This is a genomic window from Marinitoga arctica (genome assembly GCF_054657315.1).
Genome location: NZ_BAAHYY010000003.1, coordinates 91,531 through 114,190, shown reverse-complemented (window position 1 = coordinate 114,190; position 22,660 = coordinate 91,531). Strand labels below are relative to the sequence as shown.

Sequence of the window (22,660 nt, the reverse complement as noted above, 5' to 3'; positions counted from 1 at the left end):
GGGATGTTATTTTGAAAATACCTTTATCTTCAGCAAGTTTAACTAATGAAGAAAAAAAAGTTATTGATAAGATTTTTTATAGCGAAAGATTGGCTCTTGGCCCCTATATAAATAAATTTGAGGAAACGATAAAAAAATATTTTGATGTTAAAGATGCAATAGCAGTAAATAGTGGAACATCCGCATTGCATCTGATTTTAAAGTCATTAAACATAAAAGAAAATGATGGCATGATAGTAACTCCGTTTACATTTATAGCCTCATCAAATGTTGCTTTGTTTGAAAAAGCCCATCCTATTTTTATCGATATAAATCCATATAATTACAATATTGATATATCAAAAATTGATAAAACTTTAAATGATAAAAGTCATCCATTTTTAAAACGTATAAAAAAATTAAAAGATATAAAATTTTTTATGGGTGTTGACATTTTTGGACAGCCATTAGATTGGGATGAGGCAATAAAAATCTGTAAGAAAAATAAATGGAAAATTGTTGAAGATTCTTGTGAAGCAATTGGGTCAAAGTATAAAGGCAAGTTTGCAGGTACTTTTGGTGAAGCTGGAACTTTTGCCTTTTATCCCAATAAACAGATAACAACTGGTGAAGGTGGAATGATAATTACAAATAATCAAGAAATTGGGAAATTATGTAGATCAATGGCAAATCAAGGGCGTGGAGATTCAGAAGAATGGTTAGAACATGTAAGACTAGGATATAATTATAGAATGGATGAATTATCAGCAGGGCTTGGGTATATTCAAATGAAAAGATTGGATGAAATTCTTGAAAAAAGGCAAAATGTAGCTAAAAATTATTACGAATTATTTAAAGACGAAAATAGAGTTATTTTACCTAAAATAGAAGAATATACTACAAAAATGAGCTGGTTTGTATTTGTAATCAGATTATCTTTAGATTGGATTAATAAAATTATGGATATTCCGGAGTATATGAGAAAATTAGATCTTCCTTTATATATAAAAGAAAAAAAACAATGGAAAAAAATATTAAAGGATATAAAAAAAATAACCTATAAAGTAATTGAGGAATTAAATAAAAGTGGAATACAATCAAAGAATTATTTTTCTCCAATACATTTACAAAAGTTTTATAGAGACTTATATGGATATGAGGAAGGAGATTATCCTGTTACTGAATTAATATCTTCTTTAACTATTGCTATTCCGTTTTATACTGATCTAACTATAAAGGAACAAGAATATGTGGTAAAAAGAATTAAAATAATTTTGGATAAATTTGAAAAGTAAGGTGACATTATGAAGAGAAAAGTAGAGTTAATTATAGTAGATTATATAATCTTTTTTTTGAGTTATTTTGTGGCTTTGTTTTTTAGATTTCAGACAGATTTTTTTGAAATGCAAAAATATATTTTACCTGTTATCATCTTTCCTGCAATAATGGTGTTAGTAATGTATTATAACAAAAATTATGAACATATATGGAGATTTGCAACTTTAAAAGAAATAAAGCCTATAATATATTCTTCTTTTATAGGATATATGTTGAATTTTTTAGTTATCGAAGGAATAAGAAGAGTATGGATTCATAATTTTACTCTGCCTATTTCTGTTGGTTTTATGTCGGCTCTTTTGGGGTCTATACTAATTATATTTAGTAGGGTATGGTGGTTCTCTAAAAATAAGATTATAGTTAATGAAGTTTCAGATGACAAAAGAATATTAATAATTGGTGCAGGTGATGCGGGAGTTGAATTGTTAGACGAATTTTTAAAACATCCTTCTTTTGGTAAAGTAATAGGTTTTTTAGATGATGATGAATCCAAGATAGGAAGAAAGATAAGAGATGTAGAAGTCTTTGGAAAAATATCTGATACAATGAATTTTGTTGAAAAGTATAAAGTTAATGAAGTAATTATAGCTATTCCATCTGCGACATCAGAGCAATTAAAAAAAATTATAGATAATGTAGATACCAAGAGAGTTAGATTAAAAACATTACCTGGAATATTTGAAATTTTAAATAATAAGGTTTCTTTAGGTTTTTTAAGAGACGTTAATATAGAAGATTTATTAGGTAGAAAAGAGGTAAAGGTTAACTTTGATGATATAAAACATTATATTACCAACAAAAAAATAATGGTTACAGGTGCAGGAGGTAGCATCGGTTCAGAAATATGTAGGCAAGTTGCTGCATTAGAACCACGGGAATTAATAATATTAGGTCGTGGAGAAAATAGTATTTTTAATATATCTAAAGAATTAAAAAATAAATTTCCAGATATTGAGATTAATGAAGTAATTGGTGATGTAACAAATGAATACAGAATGAGGCAAATATTTAGAAAATTTTCACCAGATGTAGTGTTCCATGCTGCAGCCCATAAACATGTTCCTTTAATGGAAAAAAATCCATCAGAAGCTTTTAGAGTAAATGCATATGGTACATATATTCTTGCAAAAAACTCTATAGAAAATAATGTAAAAAGATTTATATTAATATCTACAGATAAAGCTATTAATCCAAGCTCTATTATGGGAGCAACAAAACGATTTGGAGAAATAATAATTAGATCATTAGCTCAAAGTTCAAATACTAAATTTGGTATTGTAAGATTTGGAAATGTTTTAGGGAGTAGAGGAAGTGTTGTCCCGATATTTAAAGAACAAATAAAAAACGGTGGTCCTGTTACAGTCACAGATCCTAGAATGAAAAGATATTTTATGACAATTCCAGAAGCGGTTGCATTAGTTCTTCAGGCAGGAGCATTTGCTAATAAAGGGGAAGTTTTTGTTTTAAATATGGGAGAGCCAATATTAATTGATAAATTGGCTCGAGAAATGATAAAATTATCTGGTTATATACCGGATCAGGATATAAAAGTTGTATATACGGGAATTAGACCCGGAGAAAAACTATACGAAGAATTGTTTTTAGAATCGGAAGAATTTATAAAAACAGAAAATAATAGGATATTTATACTTAAAGAGAATAAGATTTTAAAAACAGAAGAATTGAAAGAGTTGTTAAATGAAATAATCATAATTTATCAAAATAATGATTTTGATAAAATGAATAGTTTAATAATTCAATATATTCCAGAAGCAAAATCACAAGTAAAAAAAGATATAGCATATTGAGGTGAAATATGATTTATATAGTTATTTTTTTATTATCAATTATAATAACCTATTTTATGATTCCAATTGCAAAAAAACTGGGAATTGTTGATAAACCGGATGAAAACTTAAAAATTCATCAAAATATTACACCATATCTTGGAGGATTGGCAATATATTTATCGAGTATATGGTTTATTAAAGATATTAGATTTATCATTTTCGGGACCTTGATGTTGATGTTGGGACTGTTAGACGATATCTTTAATGTGTCACCTAAATTTAGATTAGTTAGTGAATTTGTAGGAATAATATTAACTTTAATTCCATTTTATGATTCTCTTGGTATTATTTATTCAATTCTATTAACAATATTAGGAGTAACTTTAATTAATGCTGTAAATATGATTGATGGAATGGATGGGGTTTGTGGAGGTAATACATTATTTGTAATATTATTTTTGAGCGTGATTTCCAAACACTTCAATTATATTTATATAGTGATAGCTATTTTTGGATTTTTAATTTTTAACTTTCATCCAGCAAAAATATTTCTTGGTGATGCAGGTTCTTATTTTCTTGGATATACAATATTTTACTTAACAGTTATAATGACACATAATCATGGATTTGGTGGTTTTGCCATATCAGTAATTGTCTCTAGTTTGTTTTATACAGACTTATTTTTCAGTTTCTTAAGAAGAATTTTAAATAATCGTTCACCTTTTTCAGGAGATCGAGATCATATTTATGATAAAATAAGAAAAAGATATAATATTTCAATAAAAAAAACTGCACTGATTACATATATTTTTTCATTTTTATTTGGTATAATAGGAATTATTAGTTGGGATTATCCTTATTTCGGATTAGGATTAGCTTTAATAGAATTTTTATTCTTAGGAATATATTTAAAATTATATTCCTATGATTAATGGAGGTAAAACAAATGGCCTTATTAAAAGGTATAGACGGTTCATACTTTGAATTGAGTCCAAGAGTAATAAAAAAATTTTGGTTTTCAGATTCTATAGATGAAGATATAGAAGAAAAATATATATTTGAAATAAAAGCTAAGACAGGCGACTTTATATGGAAACCTAATGAATTTAGTGTTGAATTATCTGAAACTATTGATGTTGAGCTGGAATATATTCCAACTCTTTTAACTGTATTCAGACTAAATAAATATTTCAAAGATAGAATGAAAAATATTTTTTCTTTTCTTTCTACAGATTCTTTAATGCTAACTGAAAGCATAATAAGTCAAGAATTGATGGTATACACTTTAAACGAAAGTATTGATTTTTCTGCTATATATATAAATAAGTCAGGAAGATATTATGAACATCATTTCATTTTTTCAAGATATGATTATCAAAGTATTTTTGATATTAATATTAAAACAACCATGACAGAAATTAAGGGGTTTTATAAAAGTCTTATAAATGAATTTAATAAATTTAGGTTGAATGTATTACCAGAAATAATAAATCAAGAAGCATTTTTAAAACAGGTATCTGAAAGAATAAAAATAGTTAATTTTAATGAGTTAAAAAATATCGAAGACAATATATTCCAACTATATAATCTAAACAACGTAGATAAAAGTTTTGAGTTAAGTAATTCAAATGAGGCGTTTAAAGCTTTTAGTAATTTTATTGCAGAAATGAAAAAACAAAAAGATATAGAAGATAGTAATGAAGATATTGATATAGAAATTTTTATGGAAGAAGATGAATCTGGAGAAGACAACGAGACATTATGGGAAATAATAGATGAGATAGAAGAAGAAATAAAGAATATGCTTGATGGAGAAGAATCAGAAAATGATTTTGTTTTGACTAAAGAAGAAAAAATAGAAAATATTTATAATGAAATTCAGAAGAGTTATGAAGTGTTTAACAATAAGTTTTTAGAAGAAGATGATGAAAGAAGAGAAGAAAAACTATTCAAAAGTTTAATTTTAATATATGGTATAGAAGCTATATATGAATTAAAAGAGAAGTTGAAAAAAGACTTTAAACATATAATATTAGATAACCTCATAGAAGAATATTTGAGAAATTCAGATGAAGGAGTAATTATGGAATATAAAAAATGGTATAAAAAAATTATGAAAAAATTAGGTAAAAGTTTAAACCAAATAATCTAACCCAGAATAATTCTGGGTTTATTTTAAATTTTATAGGGGGTAAAAAGATGGCTACTAAAGGTTTTTTTACAAAAGATGAAATATCTTATACAAATCCTATATTTTCAAGAATTAGAACAACCATCGAAACAGCTTTTTACCGAAATAATGTAATAAAGGTAGATTCTCCTAAAGAAGCTTATAAATTGGCTAAAAATTCACCTGGAACAATAGTTACAGATATAAATGTTTATAAGCCAGAATTATTAGCATTAGATGAAGGAACAAAAATTTTAATATTTAACGATGGTGCTATAACTGGACGATATGCGGCTGGAAGAAGAATAATTGGTGAACCTGGAGTTGATGAAAATAAATATGCGGAAATTATTAGAGAAGCAGTATATAATACGAGATTTAAAAAAATGTATCATGCAATTTCATTTACAGGATTACATGAAGATTTTATAATAAAAAATCACTTATTAATTCCAGAAGGGCATGAAAATATTTTATATAATTGGTTGTTGAATTTTCAACCATTTACTGTAGATTTTGTAAGAATATATGAAAAATCAAGAATAATAAATGAAGGCGATGTTTATATATTCTCTGATCCTGATTGGAAACATCCAGATTTTCCATTAGGGTTATCTTTTTTTGATCCACAACACAATTGTGCTGCAATTCTTGGGATGAGATATTTTGGAGAGTTTAAAAAAGGGACATTAACCCTTGGTTGGGGAACAGCGAATAGAAATGGATATGCTTCATGCCATGGAGGGTTGAAAAAATATACTTTGAAAGATAATAAAAATTATGTTGCAGCTTTTTTTGGATTATCAGGATCTGGTAAATCGACACTGACTCATGCAAAACATAATGGAAAATATGAAATAACTGTATTACATGATGATGCATTTATAATTTCAATGGCCGATGGTTCTACTATTTCATTAGAACCATCCTATTTTGATAAAACAGCTGATTATCCAGTAAATTCAGATGATAATAAATATTTATTAACTATTCAAAATTGTGGAGCAACGTTAGACGAAGAGGGAAGAATTATTCCAGTAACGGAAGATATTAGAAATGGTAATGGAAGAGCTTTGAAATCTAAGTTGTGGTCGCCAAATCGAGTATATAAAATTGAAGAGCCGATTAATGCGATTTTCTGGCTAATGAAAGATCCAGTATTGCCTCCAGTGTTAAAAGTTACAGATCCAATACTTGCATCAACATTAGGAGCAACGTTAGCCACTAAAAGAACATCTGCGGAAAAATTAGCAGAAGGAGTAGATCCAAATGCGTTAGTGTTTGAACCATATGCTAATCCATTTAGGACATATCCATTATCCGATGATTATTATAGTTTTAAAAAATTATTTGAGAAAGGTGTAAATTGCTATATATTAAATACAGGTCATTTTATAGAGAAAAAGATAACGAAAGAAATAACACTATCAGTAATTGAGTCAATTGTAGAAGAAAAAGCTGATTTTAAAGAATGGGCAGAGAATATTGAAATAATGGAATTCGAAGGATACATACCAGATATGAAAGATAAAGAATATGTTTCTCTTTTTATAGAATCAATGAAAAGAAGATTAGATTTTATAAAATCAAGAGAAATTGAAAGAGGTGGTATAGATAAACTCCCATCGGAATGTTATGATTCAATAGAGAATGTTATTGATATATGTTTCAAAAAGAAAAAAGATATTTTGGAGGGATAAATGGAACCATTAGCTATATACATAACTTTCACTAATTTTTTTACGAGTTTTTTTAAGTCTTATTTTAAACCTCTTATTCCATTTTTTATGGAATACTTTAATGTAAATGAACCAAGAATATTTGTAATGATGGCGTCAATTTTGACGCTTATATCTTCTTTTAGTCAGGTATTCTTTGGCTATCTTGCGGATAAATCAAATAAAAAGTTGGTATTTTTGTATATTTCTGTTCTAATTACAATGACTCCGATTTTATTTTTAGGGTATATAAAATCTATTAGCTTTTTATTTATTATATTTTTAATTGGCTATCTAGGTAGTTCGGCTCAAGAACCATTGGGTGCGGGGATTAGTGGAACTATTGGAAAAGGAAAAGGAATAGCAATAGCAATTTTTATGGTTGGTGGTACATTTGGATATGCGTTAGGACCTATATTTATAACTTATTTTGTAACGCATTATAACCTGAAGAATGCTACATATATTGGTATTGCAGGAATAATAATTTATTCGATTTTATTTTACTTCGCCTATAATTATTTTAAAACACATAAGCATTTAAAAACTAAAAATAAAAAAATGAGATTTTTTGAAAGCTTTAAAGGTTTTAAATATATTGCTCCAATTTGGTTTTTGACAATACATAGAGCATTTATAAGCATTATGTTTAGATCATATGTACCAATAAAATCAAGAATGTTAGGGTATGATTTAACAATTGGTGGATTATTAGTAACATTAGGTTTTTTAGCAGGTACATTTTCTAATCTGTTGGGAGCAAAGCTTGAAGAAAAAACTAGTGTGAAATTTGTAAATTTATTGTATTTTTCCGCATTTTCAGTATTAGTATTTCTTTTTGCGTCATCTACAAATATATGGATATTAGCAATTTCTTATATATTGGCAGATGCCTTTATGTTTTTAACAATGTCAGTAAATGTTCATTATGCCCAACAGTTATTGCCAAATAATAAAAGTTTTGCGTCTGGTGCATTAATGGGATTTACTAGAGCAATGGGGAATGTTTTAATAACAGTATATTCATTCTTTTTTGGAAACAATGTTTCATTCATTTTAAATAGTTTATGGATCTTTGGAATCTTGGGAATAATTTTAACTTTTATACTTATAAGACAAAAATAGGGTAGGCCATAGGGCCTACCCATTCTATTTAAACAACGGGACTGTCTGGAATAATTAATTCTTTATTTGCTTCAGCAACTTCAGCAGATGCTGGTTCAAGTTCAGTTTTTACTAATTGTTTTAAGTAATCTTTTATTGATAAATCCCAATATTCTTTTGTTACATAATATACCTTTGCACCACCTAATTCATGTTGAACATCTGGCCATGGATATGATGGTTGAGCCATACCTAATCCCCATCTCTTAAATCCATTATAACTTTCATATGTTGCCCACCATTCTTTTGCTCCTAATTTTTCAAATGCGTATTTTGCTTTAGCATAATACATAATAGCTCCTACTCTTAATCCTCTAACAAATGCCATTGAATGAAGACTAATATGAATGCCGTTATTCATAACTCTTGCATTAGCAAAACCTGCTAATTTACCATTAATTGTACCTATCATAAAATAAGGGTCCTTTAATCTGTTTCTATACCAACCTAATAATTCTCCATATACCCTAACACCAACAATATCATAAAAATCATGATCTACATCTAATAATTTTTTTACAAATGGCAATAATTTTGGTACTTCATCTTTTTCTAAAGGTCTTATATATAAATAACTACCATCTTTTAATTTAGCCATTTCTGGTTCATATGGTGGTAATTTTAATGATGGTCCTGATAATAATGGTTCTAATTCCCTTACATCAAATGTTATTTTTTCTTGTGATACTTTTTCCGGTATTTCTTTCCACATAATCTTTCCCCTCCATTAATTTTGTTTTGTTTTTTAACCAAATATAAAATTATTCAATTTCAAATGCTGCTACACGAGCTATACTAGATTCACCATCAACTAATTTCCATGGGAATATACCAATATACATTCTTCTATTTAATACTTTATCTATTTCTCCACCGAGATTTTCTGCATGAAGAATCAAGTGTGGGAATAAATCAATATGCATCAATTGATAAGTTTTATCATCAAAATATTCATCAAGAGGTTTTCCATATTTTTCTCTGAAATGTTTGTCTGCCATTGCAGCAAATTCTGGTCTATATTCTCTTAATATAGTATTCATTGGATGATCTGCGGAACCACAGTCAACACCAACCCATTTGATTTCCATTTCCTTTAACCAGTCTGCAAATCTTTGATCAGGACCTGGATGGAAATAATAATATTTGTTTTCGTTTGCTTCTGGTTGATCCCAAGCATATTTATGATAGCCTGTATTAATAATTATAATATCGCCTTTTTTAATTTCAAGGTTATTTTCTTTTGCAACTTTTAATAATGTTTCTGGTGTATAAATATCAAAATCTCCAACTTCTTTAGAGATATCCAAAATTACACCTTCGTGGAATAAATAACCATCTAAAGGCAATGAAGCTATATCTCTTCCACCAGTCATAAAATGTCTTTGTCCATCTAAATGCGTTCCGTTATGCATACTTGTTTGTACTATTTGTCCATTTACTTTTTGAAGCATCATTCTTTTGAAATACCATAATTTCATTGGCTCATATCCTGGCCATGGTGGTGTTGTAATACCTATCTTCTGAGTTAAATCATACACTTTAATACCTGCCATCTTTGTTCCCCCCTTAAAGATATTCTTTTACAAATGCTTCTAATGCATCTATAAATATATTCATAGGTGGATAGGTTAAACCTGCTCCAACCTGACCTATACCTGGTTCTTTATGTGCTATACCTGTATTTATTCTTGGTAAAATACCTTTTTCAACAACTTTTTTTACATTTAATCCCGTTGGTGTTCCTCTAAAGTTTAAGAAAGGAATTTTATATGTGTTATTTTCTGCATCAGTTATTTCATACATTTTCAATGTAGTTTCAATAGCTTCTTGTACACTTCCACCAACAAATTTTACTATTGCAGGAGCACCAGCCATTGCAAATCCACCAAAACCACCAGTTTCTGTAATTGTGCTATCACCGATGTCTGGATTAGCATCTTCTTTTGTGAAACCAGGGAAATACAATCCTTCAACTTCTTGAGCTGGCCCTACAAACCACTTTCCCGGTAATCCTGCAACTCTAATACCAAAATCTGTTCCATTTCTTGCCATAACAGTTACAATAGTGCTTCCTTTTATTCCTTCAGCTGCTAATGTTGCAGACTTTGCAGCTGGCATTGATAGATTTAAGAAGAAATGATCATTAGCATTAATAAATTCAATAATAGATTTCTTCTCTTCATTTGAAAAACTTGTATCTAAAATAGCGGGAGCTATTTCTCTTATAAATAATGATGTTGCTGCTCTATTTCTATTGTGACATTCATCTCCCATTTGAACTGCTTGGGCAATTAAATTCTTTAAATTAATTTCTCCCTTTAATTCAATAGCTTCTTTTAAAACAGGGTACAAAACTTCTTCCATCCATTTTAACTTCTTTATAACATCAGGGCCATTTGCACCATATCTCAATACTTTACCTAATCCTTCATTCATTGTACAATATGATTTAATGCCATATGTTTTATTTTCTATTATAAATACAGGCATAGATGGAGTTGCTACGCCAGCCATCGGACCTACACCATCATGGTGATGCCATGGATCAAATTCAATTTCACCTGATTCAATCAACTCAATAGCTTCTTTTTCATCTTTAGCTTTACCTTCATAAATCAAACCGCCAATAATAGCTCCTTTTAATGGGCCACACATTCTATCCCATGTAATAGGTGGTCCAGCGTGTAATATCATATTATCTTTCATACCTGGAACAACATCTCTTGCAATTCCCATTCCAACTAATGTTGGCTGAGAATTCATAATTCTTTCAACGGCTTCTGCATTAGCTTTTTCAACATCTATACTCAATTTAGAAAAATCATTTAATATTTTAACTGCTTTTGAACCACCAAGTGGAGGTTTCCAATCAACATGTACAACATTAGCTCCTTGTTTTTTCAAATCTTCATAAAATGATTTTAATCCTATATTTACTATTTTTAATTCTTCTTTAAATAAACTCATCTTCCCAACTCCTTCCAAACATTAACTGCAAATTTTACCGCACTTGCATTGCTTGGGAAGACAATGACACCAACATCTTCCAGCTTTTTCTTTTGGTCATAGTAGTTCTGTGGATCTTCGTATGTTCCACAAATATTAGCTATTATACATTTGTATTTATCAGATGTTTCCCTTGCAGCCTTTACAGCTTCTGCAATTTCACCAGCTGGATCCATATGTGATCCCCAGCCTAAAACAACATCAACCATTATAATGGCAGTGTCTTTATCCAAGTATTCCTTAATCAATCTAGATTTTCTCATTGTAAAATCAATCATAGGATGAGGTCTACCAACTGTAAATTCATCTTCTCCCATATCAACAACAGTATTTTCTTTACTTTCATTTATATTTTCTAATAAAAATTCTGGTTTTAATGGCTTTGGAGAATAAATTGGTATATTTAATTCTCTTGATAATAAGACCATTGTTTCATCTGCAAGTGTTCCTCCTGAGTATAATCCCCTTATATATTTACCTTCTGAAATTTTTTCTACTTCTTCTTTTACTTTTTTATCAAAATCAAAAGATTCTAAGAAATCAAAATAAGTATATTCATCTTTATCTATAGATTTTCCTTGACATAATAATGCAGCTTTAATAGCGGTATCTTCTAAAGTTGTTCCAACAACAATTGATGGGTCTTCAACTTTACCATTTACAAAATGAACAACATGTTTTTTATTTGTTTTTTTCAATAATTCAACAGCTTTTTCAACCACTTCAGGATAAGGAGGTTTAGAAACTAATACTATGATTTCTGTTTCATCATCATCTATTAATCGTTTAATACCTTCTAAAAACATTAATCCACCAATATCTTTTTTTACATCTCTTCCACCTGTTCCAATTAATTGTGAAATTCCACAACCTAAATTGGAAATTATAGAAGATACTTCTTGAGCACCTGTACCTGATGCTGCTACCATTCCTATTTTCCCTCTTTTTACGACATTTGAAAATGCCATTGGAACTCCATTAATAATAGCTGTTCCACAATCAGGTCCCATTACTAGCAATCCTTTTTCAAGAGCATATTTTTTTAATTCAATTTCAGTTTCAATAGGTACATTATCACTGAAAAGCATTACATTTAGTCCATAATCCAGTGCTTTTTTTGTTTCTAATCCTGCATATTCACCAGCAATAGAAATTACAGCCATGTTTGCACCATCAAGCTTTTTTACAGCACTTTCAAGTGAAGGATAAAACCTTTCGCCTTCATCTTCTTCTGTTTCTGCTTTTAACATACTTTCAATTTCCTTTTCGATTTCATCCATATTTACATTTTCACCTTTAATAACTATTAATAAATCATTAGGAGTAGTTTTTTCTAATTCTTCATCAATCATATTTAATTCTCTTAAAAATTCTTTGTTTGTTTCTGTTCCCATTCCAACTAAAGCTTCTTCTATACTCTCTTTTTTCTTTATATCTTCCGTAATAAGCATTAATGTTACTGAATCATAATATGCATTGGGTTTAATCATTTTATAAACCACGTTTATCCCTCCAAATCAAAGAAAAATGAAATACCTAAAATCCAGCCTAATCCTGAAGTATCCCCCATGTTTAACACAGCAGCCTTATCAAAATTTTCTAAATACATCTTTACAGGTTTTGGAGCATATCCTTTAGAAGCATATTTCATCTGGAAATAAGAAAGATTATTAGTTTTTACTTTTGCTGATTTTAATATAATTGAAAAATCTAATTTTTGGTTAAATGAATTTAATAACATTATTCCTGACAAAATATCATCAAATAATGGAGTTAATCCCGGCCCAAAACCTATAAGACTTAAAAAATCTAATTTTTCTAAAGCGCTAATAATTTTATTGTGTATTCTATAGTCAATCTTGTTTTTTAATAAATATTTTATTTCATCATATGAGTCATGAAAACTGATTTTATCAATTTTTGGATTATAAATAGTAAAATTCTTTAAAATAAATTTATTGTCAAATATCAAATAATTATTTTCAATTTTTAATGTTGAAAAATCTAAGAAATGGGGAGGGGCGGACATTCCTAATGCCCCAACCCTATTTTTATAAGTAGTTATAGTAAAAATATCTTCATCATCAAAAATAAAATACTTTGTATGTTTTGTTTTAAAAAAACTTTTTGCAGACCCTTCTTTGTCAAAAATTGCGTTTGATATTTCAATCATTTTTAACCTCGCTAAATTATTCTTCAGATGCACCTGTTAATGAAAGTACTCCATTAACAACAATACCAACTATAGCTGCAAGTCCTAACCCTTGTAATGCAAAATTACCAGCTTGAAATACTGCTCCGCCTAAACCAGTTACTAACATTAATGACATTGTTACTAAGTTCTTTCCTTCCACTTTAACTTGATTATTGATTAATGTTTTTGCACCAATACTTGCAATCATACCGAATAATAATATTTCTATTCCACCCATTACAGGTACTGGTATTGATCTAACAATAGCCCCAACTTTAGGTACCATAGCCATTAAAATAGCAAAGAATGCTGCAATTCTCATTATCCAAGGATTGAATGCTTTTGTAAATGCTAATACTCCAGTATTTTCACTGTATGTAGTATTTGCAGGGCCACCTAAGAATCCACCTAAAGATGTTGCAAGCCCATCACCCATTAATGTTCTATGCATTCCAGGATCTTCATAGAATTTTTTTCCAACAACTGCAGAAATAGCAAATACATCACCAAAATGTTCAACAGATGGAGCTATAGCTACAGGAATAATTGCTGCTGCTGCATACCAAGAGAATTTTGGTAAATATATTTCTGGGAAACCAACCCAGCTAACATTTCCAACTTCTGCAAAGCTAACATTTCCTGTAATTGCTGCAACAATATAACCAACAATAATTCCCCAAATAACAGGTACTAAACGACTAAAACCTCTTGTATATAATCTAACTATAATAGCAGTAAATAATGATACTAATGCTATCCACCAATTTCCACTTGCCATATTTATAGCAACAGGACTTAATATTAAACCTATTAAAATAATCATCGTTCCTGATATTACTGGCGGGAATAATTTTTCAAAACGTCTGATACCAATCAATTTTATTAATGCACCAAAACCAAATTTAACTAGCCCAGCTAAGAATATACCTCCTGTAGCATAAGCTAAATAAGGTCTTAAATCCACTCCAGCATTTACAGCATCATTAATATTTCCGTAATTTAACCCTGCTTCGTTCATATAATGCATAGTTACAGCAATAATAGGAGCAATATAAGCAAAACTAGAACCTAAAAATACAGGGACCTTCCATTTTGTGATCCAGTGAAATAATAATGTTCCAAGGCCAGCTGTAAATAAAGCTACATTAACAGGAATTCCTGTTAAATAAGGAACTAATACAGTTGCCCCAAACATAGTGAAAGTATGTTGTAATCCTAATAAAATCAATCCCCCTGCACCCATACCAGCACTACGATCCTCCTGTGGAACGACATTCAAATATTCGCTTTCACTCATGTTTCTCCCCTCCTAAAAAAGATTTGAATAGACATTATTTATTCATTTTTTCAATAGCATTAAGAATTTTATCTGAACTTAAAGGTAATTCATGTATATTAACTCCAATTGCATCATAAATTGCAGCAGCAATTGCAGGTGGAACAGAAATCATTGGATGTTCTCCAACTCCCTTTGCTCCAAATGGTGAAGACTCTTCAAATGTTTGAACAAAATCATACTTTATTTCTTCAGGAATATCAGCTATTGTTGGTATTTTATAATCTGTAAATGAAACAGTTAATGGATAACCTTTATCATTATATTTAACACCTTCAAATAATGCTGGACCCATACCCTGAATCATTCCGCCAACTACTTGACCTCCTGCAGTTATTGGATTAATAATTGTACCAGCATCAAAAACACCAACTAATTTAAGCATTTTAAGTTCTCCTGTATCTAAATCTATTTCAACTTCAGCGGCTTGTGCACCAAATGTCCATTCTGCAGCTGCATTACCTTGACCTGTTTCTAAATCTAAATTTGTAAGCATTTCAGGAACAAAACTACCTCTTCCTATTACTGGACCACCAATAGCATGACCATCTGGATAAGTATAACCCATAACAATGTCTTTTAATAATATATATTTTTCTGGTCTATATTTTACATATACTCTATCATCCTCTACCTCTAGATTATGAGGTGCAACTCCTAATACCTTAGATGCTGTGTCTTTAATTTGATTTAATGCATCTTCAGCCGCTCTATATAAAGCATTTCCAACTGTCCATAAAGCTCTTGAAGCTACGGTTTGCCATTCATATGGGTTAACATCTGTATCAACAGGCATTACAAAATGTATTTTATCTGGAGAAATATGTAATGCATCAGCAGCCATTTGAGTAACAGCTGTGTTAAAACCTTGACCTATTTCTTGAATACTTGCTTGTAATGTTACAGTAGCATCTTCATGGAATTTAATTATTACAGCTGATCCTGCATTTGTAGGCATGGCTGGTGCTTTTACTAATCCTGCAATTCCCTTACCTCTAACTTTTCTTGGATTTTTAGGTTTATCAGGTTTTTTATCGTATTCGATTAATTCAGCAGCTTTTTTAAAACAAGCTTCCATATCTCCGGTATCATGATGTATAGTTTGTCCCATTGAATTAGTTAATCCAGGTTTTAATACGTTTTTCAATCTTAATTCTAATGGATCCATTCCTAATTTTTGAGCAACTTCATCTAAGTTCCTTTCTGTTGCCCAATGTAATTCACCATGTCCAAATCCCCTAAATGCTCCACCAAGGAAATGATTTGTATATACACCATAAGAATCTGTTTTTAAATTTGGAACATAATAACCGCCAGGCAATGTATAACCTGCAGCTCTAACAACGTTAGTTCCATATTCAGCATATGCTCCACCATCAAAAATCAATTTTGCTTCCATAGCAACAATCTTTCCGTCTTTTGTAACCCCTGTTTTTACATGAGCAAACATTGCTTGTCTGACAACTGCAGATATATCTTCTTCCCTAGTATATACTAATTTTATATGTCTTCCTTTAAGCTTTTCTGATAATGCAATTACTATACCTTCCATGTTAATTCCAGCTTTACCACCAAATCCTCCACCAACATATGGTGCAATAACTCTAACTTTATGTCTAGGAATTTTAAATGCATGTGCAATTAAATTTCTTAATGTGAAAGGAGATTGAGCACTAGACCACACAGTTAATTTTTCATTATAATCCCAGAATGAAATAGCTGCATGTGGTTCAAGCGGAGCATGATACATTTGAGGTAATGAATAATCTCCCTCAACTATTACATCAGCTTCTTTAAACCCTTTTTCTACATCACCTTTTCTTGTTTTGTGATGATGAAAGACATTTTTTTCTGGTTCTATGTTATAAATAGGTAATCTTTCATAATTGGCTAAATCTGGATGAATTAAAACTTCGCCTTTCATAGATTCTCTCGGATCCTGAACTGTAGGTAATTCTTCATATTCAACTTCTATTAATTCAACGGCTCTTCTTGCAATTTCCAGAGAATCTGCAGCAACTGCAGCAACTGGTTCTCCAACATATCTTACCCTATCAGGAGTAATAATTGGTCTATCAACTAAATATATTCCTTGTCTATATGGAACATCTTTCCCTGTTACTATAGCCCTTACGCCTGGTAGAGCTTCAGCTTTTGAAGTATCTATATTTTTAATAATTCCATGTGGAATAGGACTTCTTTTTACAGCAGCATATAACATATTTGGGAAAAACATATCAGTTACATATTTAGCATTTCCTGTAACTTTTTCTACTCCATCAACTCTGTTCATAGGTTTTCCAACATGTTCAAATTTTATAGGTGGTTGATATTCATATTTCATTATTCTGCACCTCCCATTTTCTGGGCAGCTATTTTTACTGCATCAAGAATTACGGTATAACCTGTACATCTACATAAATTTCCTGCCAATCTTTCAACTATAACTTCTTTAGTTGGATTAGGGATTTTTTCAAGCATAGCCTTTGTAGACATTATAAATCCAGGAGTACAATACCCACATTGGAAAGCATTTGCCTCAACAAAAGCTTCTTGAATAGGATGTAACTTATTACCTTTAGTTAACCCTTCAACGGTTTCTACAACAGCGCCATCAGCTTCAGGAGCAAGGACTAAACATGAATTTACAGGTCTGCCATTGTATATAACTGTACATGCACCACATTCTCCGTTTCCACAACCTTCTTTTGCACCAGTTAAGTATAATTTTTCTCTTAATACATCTAGGAGGGTTTCATTTGGTTTAACCTCAACTTCTACATTTTCATTATTAACGGTAAAAGTAATTTTCATTATAATCCCTCCTTCAACATTTTTAATTCTCTTAACAATTTTATAGGCAATATTTTAGCCATTTTTTTTCTGTATTCTGCAGTACCTCTTGCATCTGTTATTGGATTAACACTATCGTGAATAATTTGAGCAAATTCCTCAACATTTTCAGGAGTTAATTCTTTTCCTTTAATAAAGTCTTCTGCTTCAAATATCCTAACAGGAGTTGGAGCAACTGAAGCTAATGCTACTCTAATATCCCGTTCTCCTTCAGGATCGATAATGGTCAATGCCATTCCTATTGTGGATAGATCTACAGCTTTAATTCTTGAAACTTTATAATATATACCAATACTTTCACCTTCGTAAGGGATATGAATAGATTTTACAATTTCCCCTTTTTCCAATACAGTTTTACCAGGCCCTTTAAAGAAATCGGTAATTTTTACAGTTCTCTCACCTTTTGTAGAAACTAAATTTAATTCAGCATTATAAGTAAGCAAAGCTGGAGCTGTATCCGAAGCTGGTGAGGCATTACAAATATTCCCAACTACAGTACCTCTATTTCTTGTTTGATATCCACCAACTACTTTAATACCTTGAAATAATGAAGGATAATATTCTTTAATATAACTAAATTCTTCAGCTAGTACATTCAATTTTAAACCGGCTCCAAAAGTTAAACCATTTTCTTTTGAGAAATCAACATGAAATAATTCATCAATTCCTTTTAAGTCAACAACAGTTTTAGGTTTAATTCTTCCTGCCCTCATTTTTACAATTAAATCGGTTCCTCCAAGTATAGGGAAGGAATCTTCTTCTTGTAAAATTTCTAAAGCTTCATTTAGCGTTTTAGGTTTAACATAATAATAGCTAAAAGTTATCATAATTCCCCTCCTTTAAAATAAAATCAAAAAAACTATAAAAGTTTTTTTTTAAAAATATATTTATTTTTGTTATATATATTATATGCTTTTTGTTTTGATATTACAAGTTACATCGCATAAAGGAATTCTTAATCTATAAATAATAATCAAGTATAATTGTATTTAGTTATTTGTAATTTCTTGTTAACAACAAAAATGGATAAAAAAAAACACCCTTATGGGTGCTTGATTAAAAGCAGAATATTAAATAAAATCTAACAAGAATATATATTTAATATTAGTTATTTTCAAGTTCTTCTATAAATTTAAAATCTACTGGAACAACTTGTGAGACTCCATATCGCATTGTTATACCGTGGAAAATTTCTCCTATCTCCATCATTAGCTTATTATGTGTAATTATTATAAATTGGGTTTTTTCTGAATGATTTCTGATTAATTTGGCTAATTTTCCTGCATTTATATCATCTAATGGTGCATCGATTTCATCAAGTAAATAAAATGGACTCGGATTCACATTCATTAATGCAAATAAAAAAGCAGATGTGATTAAAGCTTTTTCTCCACCAGAGAAAAGTTGTAATTTTTGGAAATTTCTACCAGGTTTTTTTACAGAAATTTCCACACCTTTTTCAAACGCTTTGCCGTTACCAATCATTTTTAATATACCGTCGCCGCCAACAAATAATTCTTTTATAAATAGACCAAATTTTTTATTAACTAAATTAAATGTGTTTAAATATTTTTCCTCTGCTTCATTATCTATTTTTTCAATACCATCTTGAAGTGTTTTTATGGATTGTAGTATATCTTCCTTTTGTTTATGTCTATCATCTAATTCTTTTTTTACCATTTCATATTCATCTAAAACACCCAAATCTACGTTTCCTATATATTTTAAAGCTTTTTTTATATCTTCGATTCTTCTTTCAAGAGCTAAAATTTCTGGGTCGGATAATTCTTCATAAATAAATTCATTTTGGTCTATTCCAATGTTTTTCGCTTTTTCGATTAGGAAATCTTTTTCATGTTTTAAATTTTGAACTTCTAAATCCAGTTCATGAGACCTATTTTTTAGTTCGTCTATTTTATCTTTTAATTCATTTTTTTTCATTTCATATTTTTCCAATTCATCAAACTTTTCTGATTTTCCTTCTCTACTCATTCGCATCATTTTAAAGGATTCTTCGATTTCAGTATTAATAGATTTTATTTCATTTTCATATTCTTCTAAATCATCTTTCTTTTTTATTATTTCTGATTTTAATTCGCTTAAAAGGTTATTGATGGATTCGATGGTATTATTTATTGTTCTTATATCATTTTTAATTTTTGAATATTCATTCCTATAAGTATTTATTTTTTCATTTATAGAATTTTTGTATAGATTTAGCTCATCCAATTTTGCAATCTTAATTCGTAATTCTTCATGTGTAGATTCATTATTTTTTTGTAAATCAGAAATATTTTTTTCTATTTTTAGAATATTATCATTTTCCTCTTCAATAAAGTTATCGATATTCTTTAATTCATTATTTATTTCTTCTTCTCTTTCTTCATAGGAATCGATTCTGCTAATTATTTCATTATAGCGTTTTTTTGAAGATTCATAATTATTTTTAAATTCTTTATAAGAATTAGTGCCATTTAACCTATTATATCTAATTTCATTTAATTTTTCTTCTAATTTTCGCAATTCTAATGAATGCTTCTTATAATTATATTCTAAATTTTTTATTTTTTCTTCATTTTCCTTTAATTCATTATTTATTTCTTCTAGAGAAAATTGCAATGTTTGTAATTCTCTTTTTCTTGAAAGTAATAATGTTGAGTTATTTCCTTTAGTTACACCACCTGTAATGGCTCCAGAGGTATTTATTATTTCGCCATCAGTAGTTGAAATAGTAAGAGATATGTTTTTGTAGTTATTTTTAATATTTAAAGCTGTTCTTAGTGAGTCGACTACTATAGCATTTCCAAAAACATATTGAATAGCTTTTTCATATTCTTTTTTATATTTAATTAAATCAATAAGATATCCATAAAAGCCAGGTTCAAGTTCTAATTCTTTATATTTTTTTATTTTTGGATTTATCAAATCAAGAGGTAAAAAGGTTACCCTTCCCGCTCTTTCGGCTTTTAAATAATTTATATATGAAGATACAAAATGCGAATTTTTCACAACAACATTTTGTAATCTATAACCTGCAACCATAGTTACTGCTGTTTCTAATTCTTCAGGAACTTCAATTAAATTTAAAACAACATCTATTAAATTATCTTCTTTGTGAAATGCTTCAAATAATCTCTTTATAGCAAATGAAAATCCTTCATATTCAGTGATCTGTAATGAAATATTTTGAATTTTTCTTTCTATTAAATCTTTATCGTGTTTTAATTTTTGCAGATAATTATAAGTTTTAGATAATTGAGAATGAAAATCTTCAACAATACTCTTTTTTTCTGAAATTTCATCTGTTAATTTTTTTTCTTTTTTGTTTATAGTATCTAATTCCGACTCTAGTTTTTTTAATTCACTTTCCAATTCGGTTATCTTTTTTTCAAGGTTCTCTTTCTCGGTATTTAAAAATTTTAATCTTTCTTCTTTATCAGCTAGCTCATTAATAAGCTTATTTTTTTTATTTTCTAATTCTTTTAAGTAGTTATTGGCTTTTTTTAATTCTTCTTTTAAACCTGTTAATTTATTTATCTCTTCAGAAATAGATTTTTCTATTTCTTTTTTCTCTTTTTCTATTGTTTCGATATCTTTTATATATTTATTTATTTCATTTTCGTATTTGCTTAAAAGATCTTTCACTTCTTCAAATCTTTTTTCATTTTTTTGCAAATCTTCTTCGAATTTTTTCTTTTCCCAGTCTTTTTCTACAATTTTTGAGTTTAACTCATTTATATCCTTTTCCAGACGTGATTTCATTTCTTCATATGATTTAAGTCTTTGTCTATAATTTTCGATTTTTTCTCCATATACTGAAAGTTGTTCTTCTTTTTCTTCAATTTCTTTTTTTAATTCTTTATATAGTCTTTCCGTTTCAAAACTTTCAGATAAATAAGATTTTATTTTATTTTTGTTTTCTTGAATATTTGTTTCAATTTCTTTTATCTTCTTATCTATTGAAAGGCTTTTTGCACCAAAATACTTAATTCCGATAGATTTTAATTCTTCATTATATTCAACATATTTTTTTGCCCTAGAAGCTCTATTAGATAATGATCTTACTCTTTTTTCTACTTCATATAATACATCATTTAATCTTTCTAAGTTTTCTTTTGTTTGATTGAGCATTTTTAGTGCAATTTCTTTCTTATCAAGATATGTTTTGATGCCCGCAGCATCTTCAATGATAGTTCTTAATTGATCTGATGATGCGGAAACTAACTCCCTCACTTGGTCTTGGGAAATTATTGAATAAAATGATTTACCTACTCCAGCTCCACCTATAACCTCAAAAATGTCTTTTAATCTAACATTTCTGTTATCTATTTTATAATTAACTTTCCCATCAGCAGTGAGTATTTTTCCAATAACTCTTATTTTTTCATTATCATCTTTTATTTTTATGTAAACTTCTGCTTTTTTAGCCGGGGGAAATTTTTCTGAACCACCAAAAATTACATCTGTTTTTTCTGAAATTCGTATTTGTTTTGATGATTGTTCTCCTAATAGCCACCTTAAAGCATCAACTATATTAGATTTTCCTGAGCCGTTAGGGCCCACAATGCTAACTATTTTGGAATTTAAATTCAATGTGGTATTTTTTGCAAAGCTTTTAAATCCTTTGATGCGCATTTCTAATAAATTCAAATCTATAACCCCCTTATCTTACTATATTATATCATATTTATACTTTTTAGACACCATAATTTCATATTTATAATTTAAAATTAAAAGTGTGTAAAATTACATAGGGAGGTATAATTATGGAAAAATTAGAATTTTTTACAATTACTGGTGAAGATGGGAATGAATACAATTTTATGTTTCTTGAAGAATTAAAAATTGAAGGAAAAAGATACTGGATATGTTATGAAGCATTTAAGGAAGAAAATAGTGAAGATATTGTTTTAGGTGATACTGTAGCTTTTTTGGTGAATGAAGAAAATGGAGAGTTATTTCTTGACGCTGTAGAAGATGATGAGGAGTTGGAAAAGGTAGAAGAAGAATGGAAAAAAATAATGGAAGACGTAGAAATTGATGAAAATGAAGATTTTATAATTATTGATTCTGATGATGAAATAATAGAAGATAATAATGATAACTAATTGT

The 22,660-nt window shown here is 29.1% G+C and carries 17 protein-coding genes; 7 read left to right on the top strand and 10 right to left on the bottom strand.

Annotated elements, in window-relative coordinates:
• The 6 genes from ACYQ44_RS01785 to ACYQ44_RS01760 form a co-directional block, all read left to right on the top strand.
• A partial coding sequence (locus tag ACYQ44_RS01785; protein ID WP_459994768.1) for a DegT/DnrJ/EryC1/StrS family aminotransferase occupies positions 1-1,274 on the top strand: 1,274 nt, incomplete at its 5' end.
• Positions 1,275-1,283: 9 nt separating this feature from the next.
• Positions 1,284-3,125: a polysaccharide biosynthesis protein gene (locus ACYQ44_RS01780; protein ID WP_459994767.1), complete on the top strand. Its 1,842-nt coding sequence runs from the start codon at positions 1,284-1,286 to the stop codon at positions 3,123-3,125.
• A gap of 8 nt (positions 3,126-3,133) precedes the next feature.
• Positions 3,134-4,039, top strand: a complete 906-nt coding sequence (locus tag ACYQ44_RS01775) for a glycosyltransferase family 4 protein (protein WP_459994766.1) — start codon at positions 3,134-3,136, stop codon at positions 4,037-4,039.
• 14 nt (positions 4,040-4,053) lie between these two features.
• Entirely contained in the window at positions 4,054-5,259 is a 1,206-nt protein-coding gene (locus ACYQ44_RS01770) for a hypothetical protein (protein ID WP_459994765.1), read from the top strand.
• Between the two features lie 47 nt (positions 5,260-5,306).
• Positions 5,307-6,977: a phosphoenolpyruvate carboxykinase (ATP) gene (locus tag ACYQ44_RS01765; RefSeq protein ID WP_459994764.1), complete on the top strand. Its 1,671-nt coding sequence runs from the start codon at positions 5,307-5,309 to the stop codon at positions 6,975-6,977.
• Positions 6,978-8,120: an MFS transporter gene (locus ACYQ44_RS01760; protein ID WP_459994763.1), complete on the top strand. Its 1,143-nt coding sequence runs from the start codon at positions 6,978-6,980 to the stop codon at positions 8,118-8,120.
• 28 nt (positions 8,121-8,148) lie between these two features.
• Here ACYQ44_RS01760 and ACYQ44_RS01755 read toward each other — a convergent pair whose 3' ends face one another.
• The 10 genes from ACYQ44_RS01755 to smc form a co-directional block, all read right to left on the bottom strand.
• Complete coding sequence (locus ACYQ44_RS01755; protein WP_459994762.1) at positions 8,149-8,871, bottom strand: N-acetyltransferase; 723 nt, start codon at positions 8,869-8,871, stop codon at positions 8,149-8,151.
• A 49-nt stretch (positions 8,872-8,920) separates the two neighbouring features.
• Positions 8,921-9,712, bottom strand: a complete 792-nt coding sequence (locus ACYQ44_RS01750; RefSeq protein ID WP_459994760.1) for a cyclase family protein — start codon at positions 9,710-9,712, stop codon at positions 8,921-8,923.
• A 13-nt stretch (positions 9,713-9,725) separates the two neighbouring features.
• Complete coding sequence (locus ACYQ44_RS01745; protein WP_459994759.1) at positions 9,726-11,126, bottom strand: YlbE family protein; 1,401 nt, start codon at positions 11,124-11,126, stop codon at positions 9,726-9,728.
• Positions 11,123-12,667, bottom strand: a complete 1,545-nt coding sequence (gene fdrA / locus ACYQ44_RS01740; RefSeq protein ID WP_459994757.1) for an acyl-CoA synthetase FdrA — start codon at positions 12,665-12,667, stop codon at positions 11,123-11,125. Before fdrA ends, ACYQ44_RS01745 begins: the two co-directional genes overlap by 4 nt.
• A gap of 2 nt (positions 12,668-12,669) precedes the next feature.
• A complete protein-coding gene (locus ACYQ44_RS01735) occupies positions 12,670-13,338 on the bottom strand; it encodes an oxamate carbamoyltransferase subunit AllH family protein (protein WP_459994756.1) in 669 nt (222 codons plus the stop codon).
• 16 nt (positions 13,339-13,354) lie between these two features.
• On the bottom strand, positions 13,355-14,656 hold the full coding sequence (locus ACYQ44_RS01730) for a uracil-xanthine permease family protein (RefSeq protein ID WP_459994755.1): 1,302 nt from the start codon (positions 14,654-14,656) through the stop codon (positions 13,355-13,357).
• A gap of 34 nt (positions 14,657-14,690) precedes the next feature.
• Positions 14,691-17,039 (bottom strand): xanthine dehydrogenase family protein molybdopterin-binding subunit, encoded by a 2,349-nt coding sequence (locus tag ACYQ44_RS01725; protein ID WP_459994754.1) that lies wholly within the window; start codon positions 17,037-17,039, stop codon positions 14,691-14,693.
• Complete coding sequence (locus ACYQ44_RS01720) at positions 17,039-17,509, bottom strand: (2Fe-2S)-binding protein (RefSeq protein WP_459994753.1); 471 nt, start codon at positions 17,507-17,509, stop codon at positions 17,039-17,041. Before ACYQ44_RS01720 ends, ACYQ44_RS01725 begins: the two co-directional genes overlap by 1 nt.
• Positions 17,509-18,375, bottom strand: a complete 867-nt coding sequence (locus tag ACYQ44_RS01715; protein ID WP_459994751.1) for an FAD binding domain-containing protein — start codon at positions 18,373-18,375, stop codon at positions 17,509-17,511. Before ACYQ44_RS01715 ends, ACYQ44_RS01720 begins: the two co-directional genes overlap by 1 nt.
• Before the next feature lie 277 nt (positions 18,376-18,652).
• A complete protein-coding gene (gene smc, locus ACYQ44_RS01710) occupies positions 18,653-22,198 on the bottom strand; it encodes a chromosome segregation protein SMC (RefSeq protein WP_459994749.1) in 3,546 nt (1,181 codons plus the stop codon).
• A gap of 116 nt (positions 22,199-22,314) precedes the next feature.
• Here smc and ACYQ44_RS01705 point away from each other — a divergent pair, with 116 nt between their 5' ends.
• Positions 22,315-22,656 (top strand): DUF1292 domain-containing protein, encoded by a 342-nt coding sequence (locus tag ACYQ44_RS01705; RefSeq protein WP_459994748.1) that lies wholly within the window; start codon positions 22,315-22,317, stop codon positions 22,654-22,656.
• Positions 22,657-22,660: the final 4 nt, after the last annotated feature.

Bases quoted from the DNA above. Each gene is read 5' to 3' on its own strand.
- ACYQ44_RS01730 (WP_459994755.1), bottom strand. From the start codon at position 14,656: ATGAGTGAAAGCGAATATTTGAATGTCGTTCCACAGGAGGATCGTAGT.
- ACYQ44_RS01760 (WP_459994763.1), top strand. From the start codon at position 6,978: ATGGAACCATTAGCTATATACATAACTTTCACTAATTTTTTTACGAGT.
- ACYQ44_RS01765 (WP_459994764.1), top strand. From the start codon at position 5,307: ATGGCTACTAAAGGTTTTTTTACAAAAGATGAAATATCTTATACAAAT.
- ACYQ44_RS01725 (WP_459994754.1), bottom strand. From the start codon at position 17,039: ATGAAATATGAATATCAACCACCTATAAAATTTGAACATGTTGGAAAA.
- ACYQ44_RS01720 (WP_459994753.1), bottom strand. From the start codon at position 17,509: ATGAAAATTACTTTTACCGTTAATAATGAAAATGTAGAAGTTGAGGTT.
- ACYQ44_RS01775 (WP_459994766.1), top strand. From the start codon at position 3,134: ATGATTTATATAGTTATTTTTTTATTATCAATTATAATAACCTATTTT.
- ACYQ44_RS01770 (WP_459994765.1), top strand. From the start codon at position 4,054: ATGGCCTTATTAAAAGGTATAGACGGTTCATACTTTGAATTGAGTCCA.
- ACYQ44_RS01745 (WP_459994759.1), bottom strand. From the start codon at position 11,126: ATGAGTTTATTTAAAGAAGAATTAAAAATAGTAAATATAGGATTAAAA.
- ACYQ44_RS01715 (WP_459994751.1), bottom strand. From the start codon at position 18,375: ATGATAACTTTTAGCTATTATTATGTTAAACCTAAAACGCTAAATGAA.
- ACYQ44_RS01705 (WP_459994748.1), top strand. From the start codon at position 22,315: ATGGAAAAATTAGAATTTTTTACAATTACTGGTGAAGATGGGAATGAA.
- ACYQ44_RS01735 (WP_459994756.1), bottom strand. From the start codon at position 13,338: ATGATTGAAATATCAAACGCAATTTTTGACAAAGAAGGGTCTGCAAAA.
- ACYQ44_RS01755 (WP_459994762.1), bottom strand. From the start codon at position 8,871: ATGTGGAAAGAAATACCGGAAAAAGTATCACAAGAAAAAATAACATTT.
- ACYQ44_RS01780 (WP_459994767.1), top strand. From the start codon at position 1,284: ATGAAGAGAAAAGTAGAGTTAATTATAGTAGATTATATAATCTTTTTT.
- ACYQ44_RS01750 (WP_459994760.1), bottom strand. From the start codon at position 9,712: ATGGCAGGTATTAAAGTGTATGATTTAACTCAGAAGATAGGTATTACA.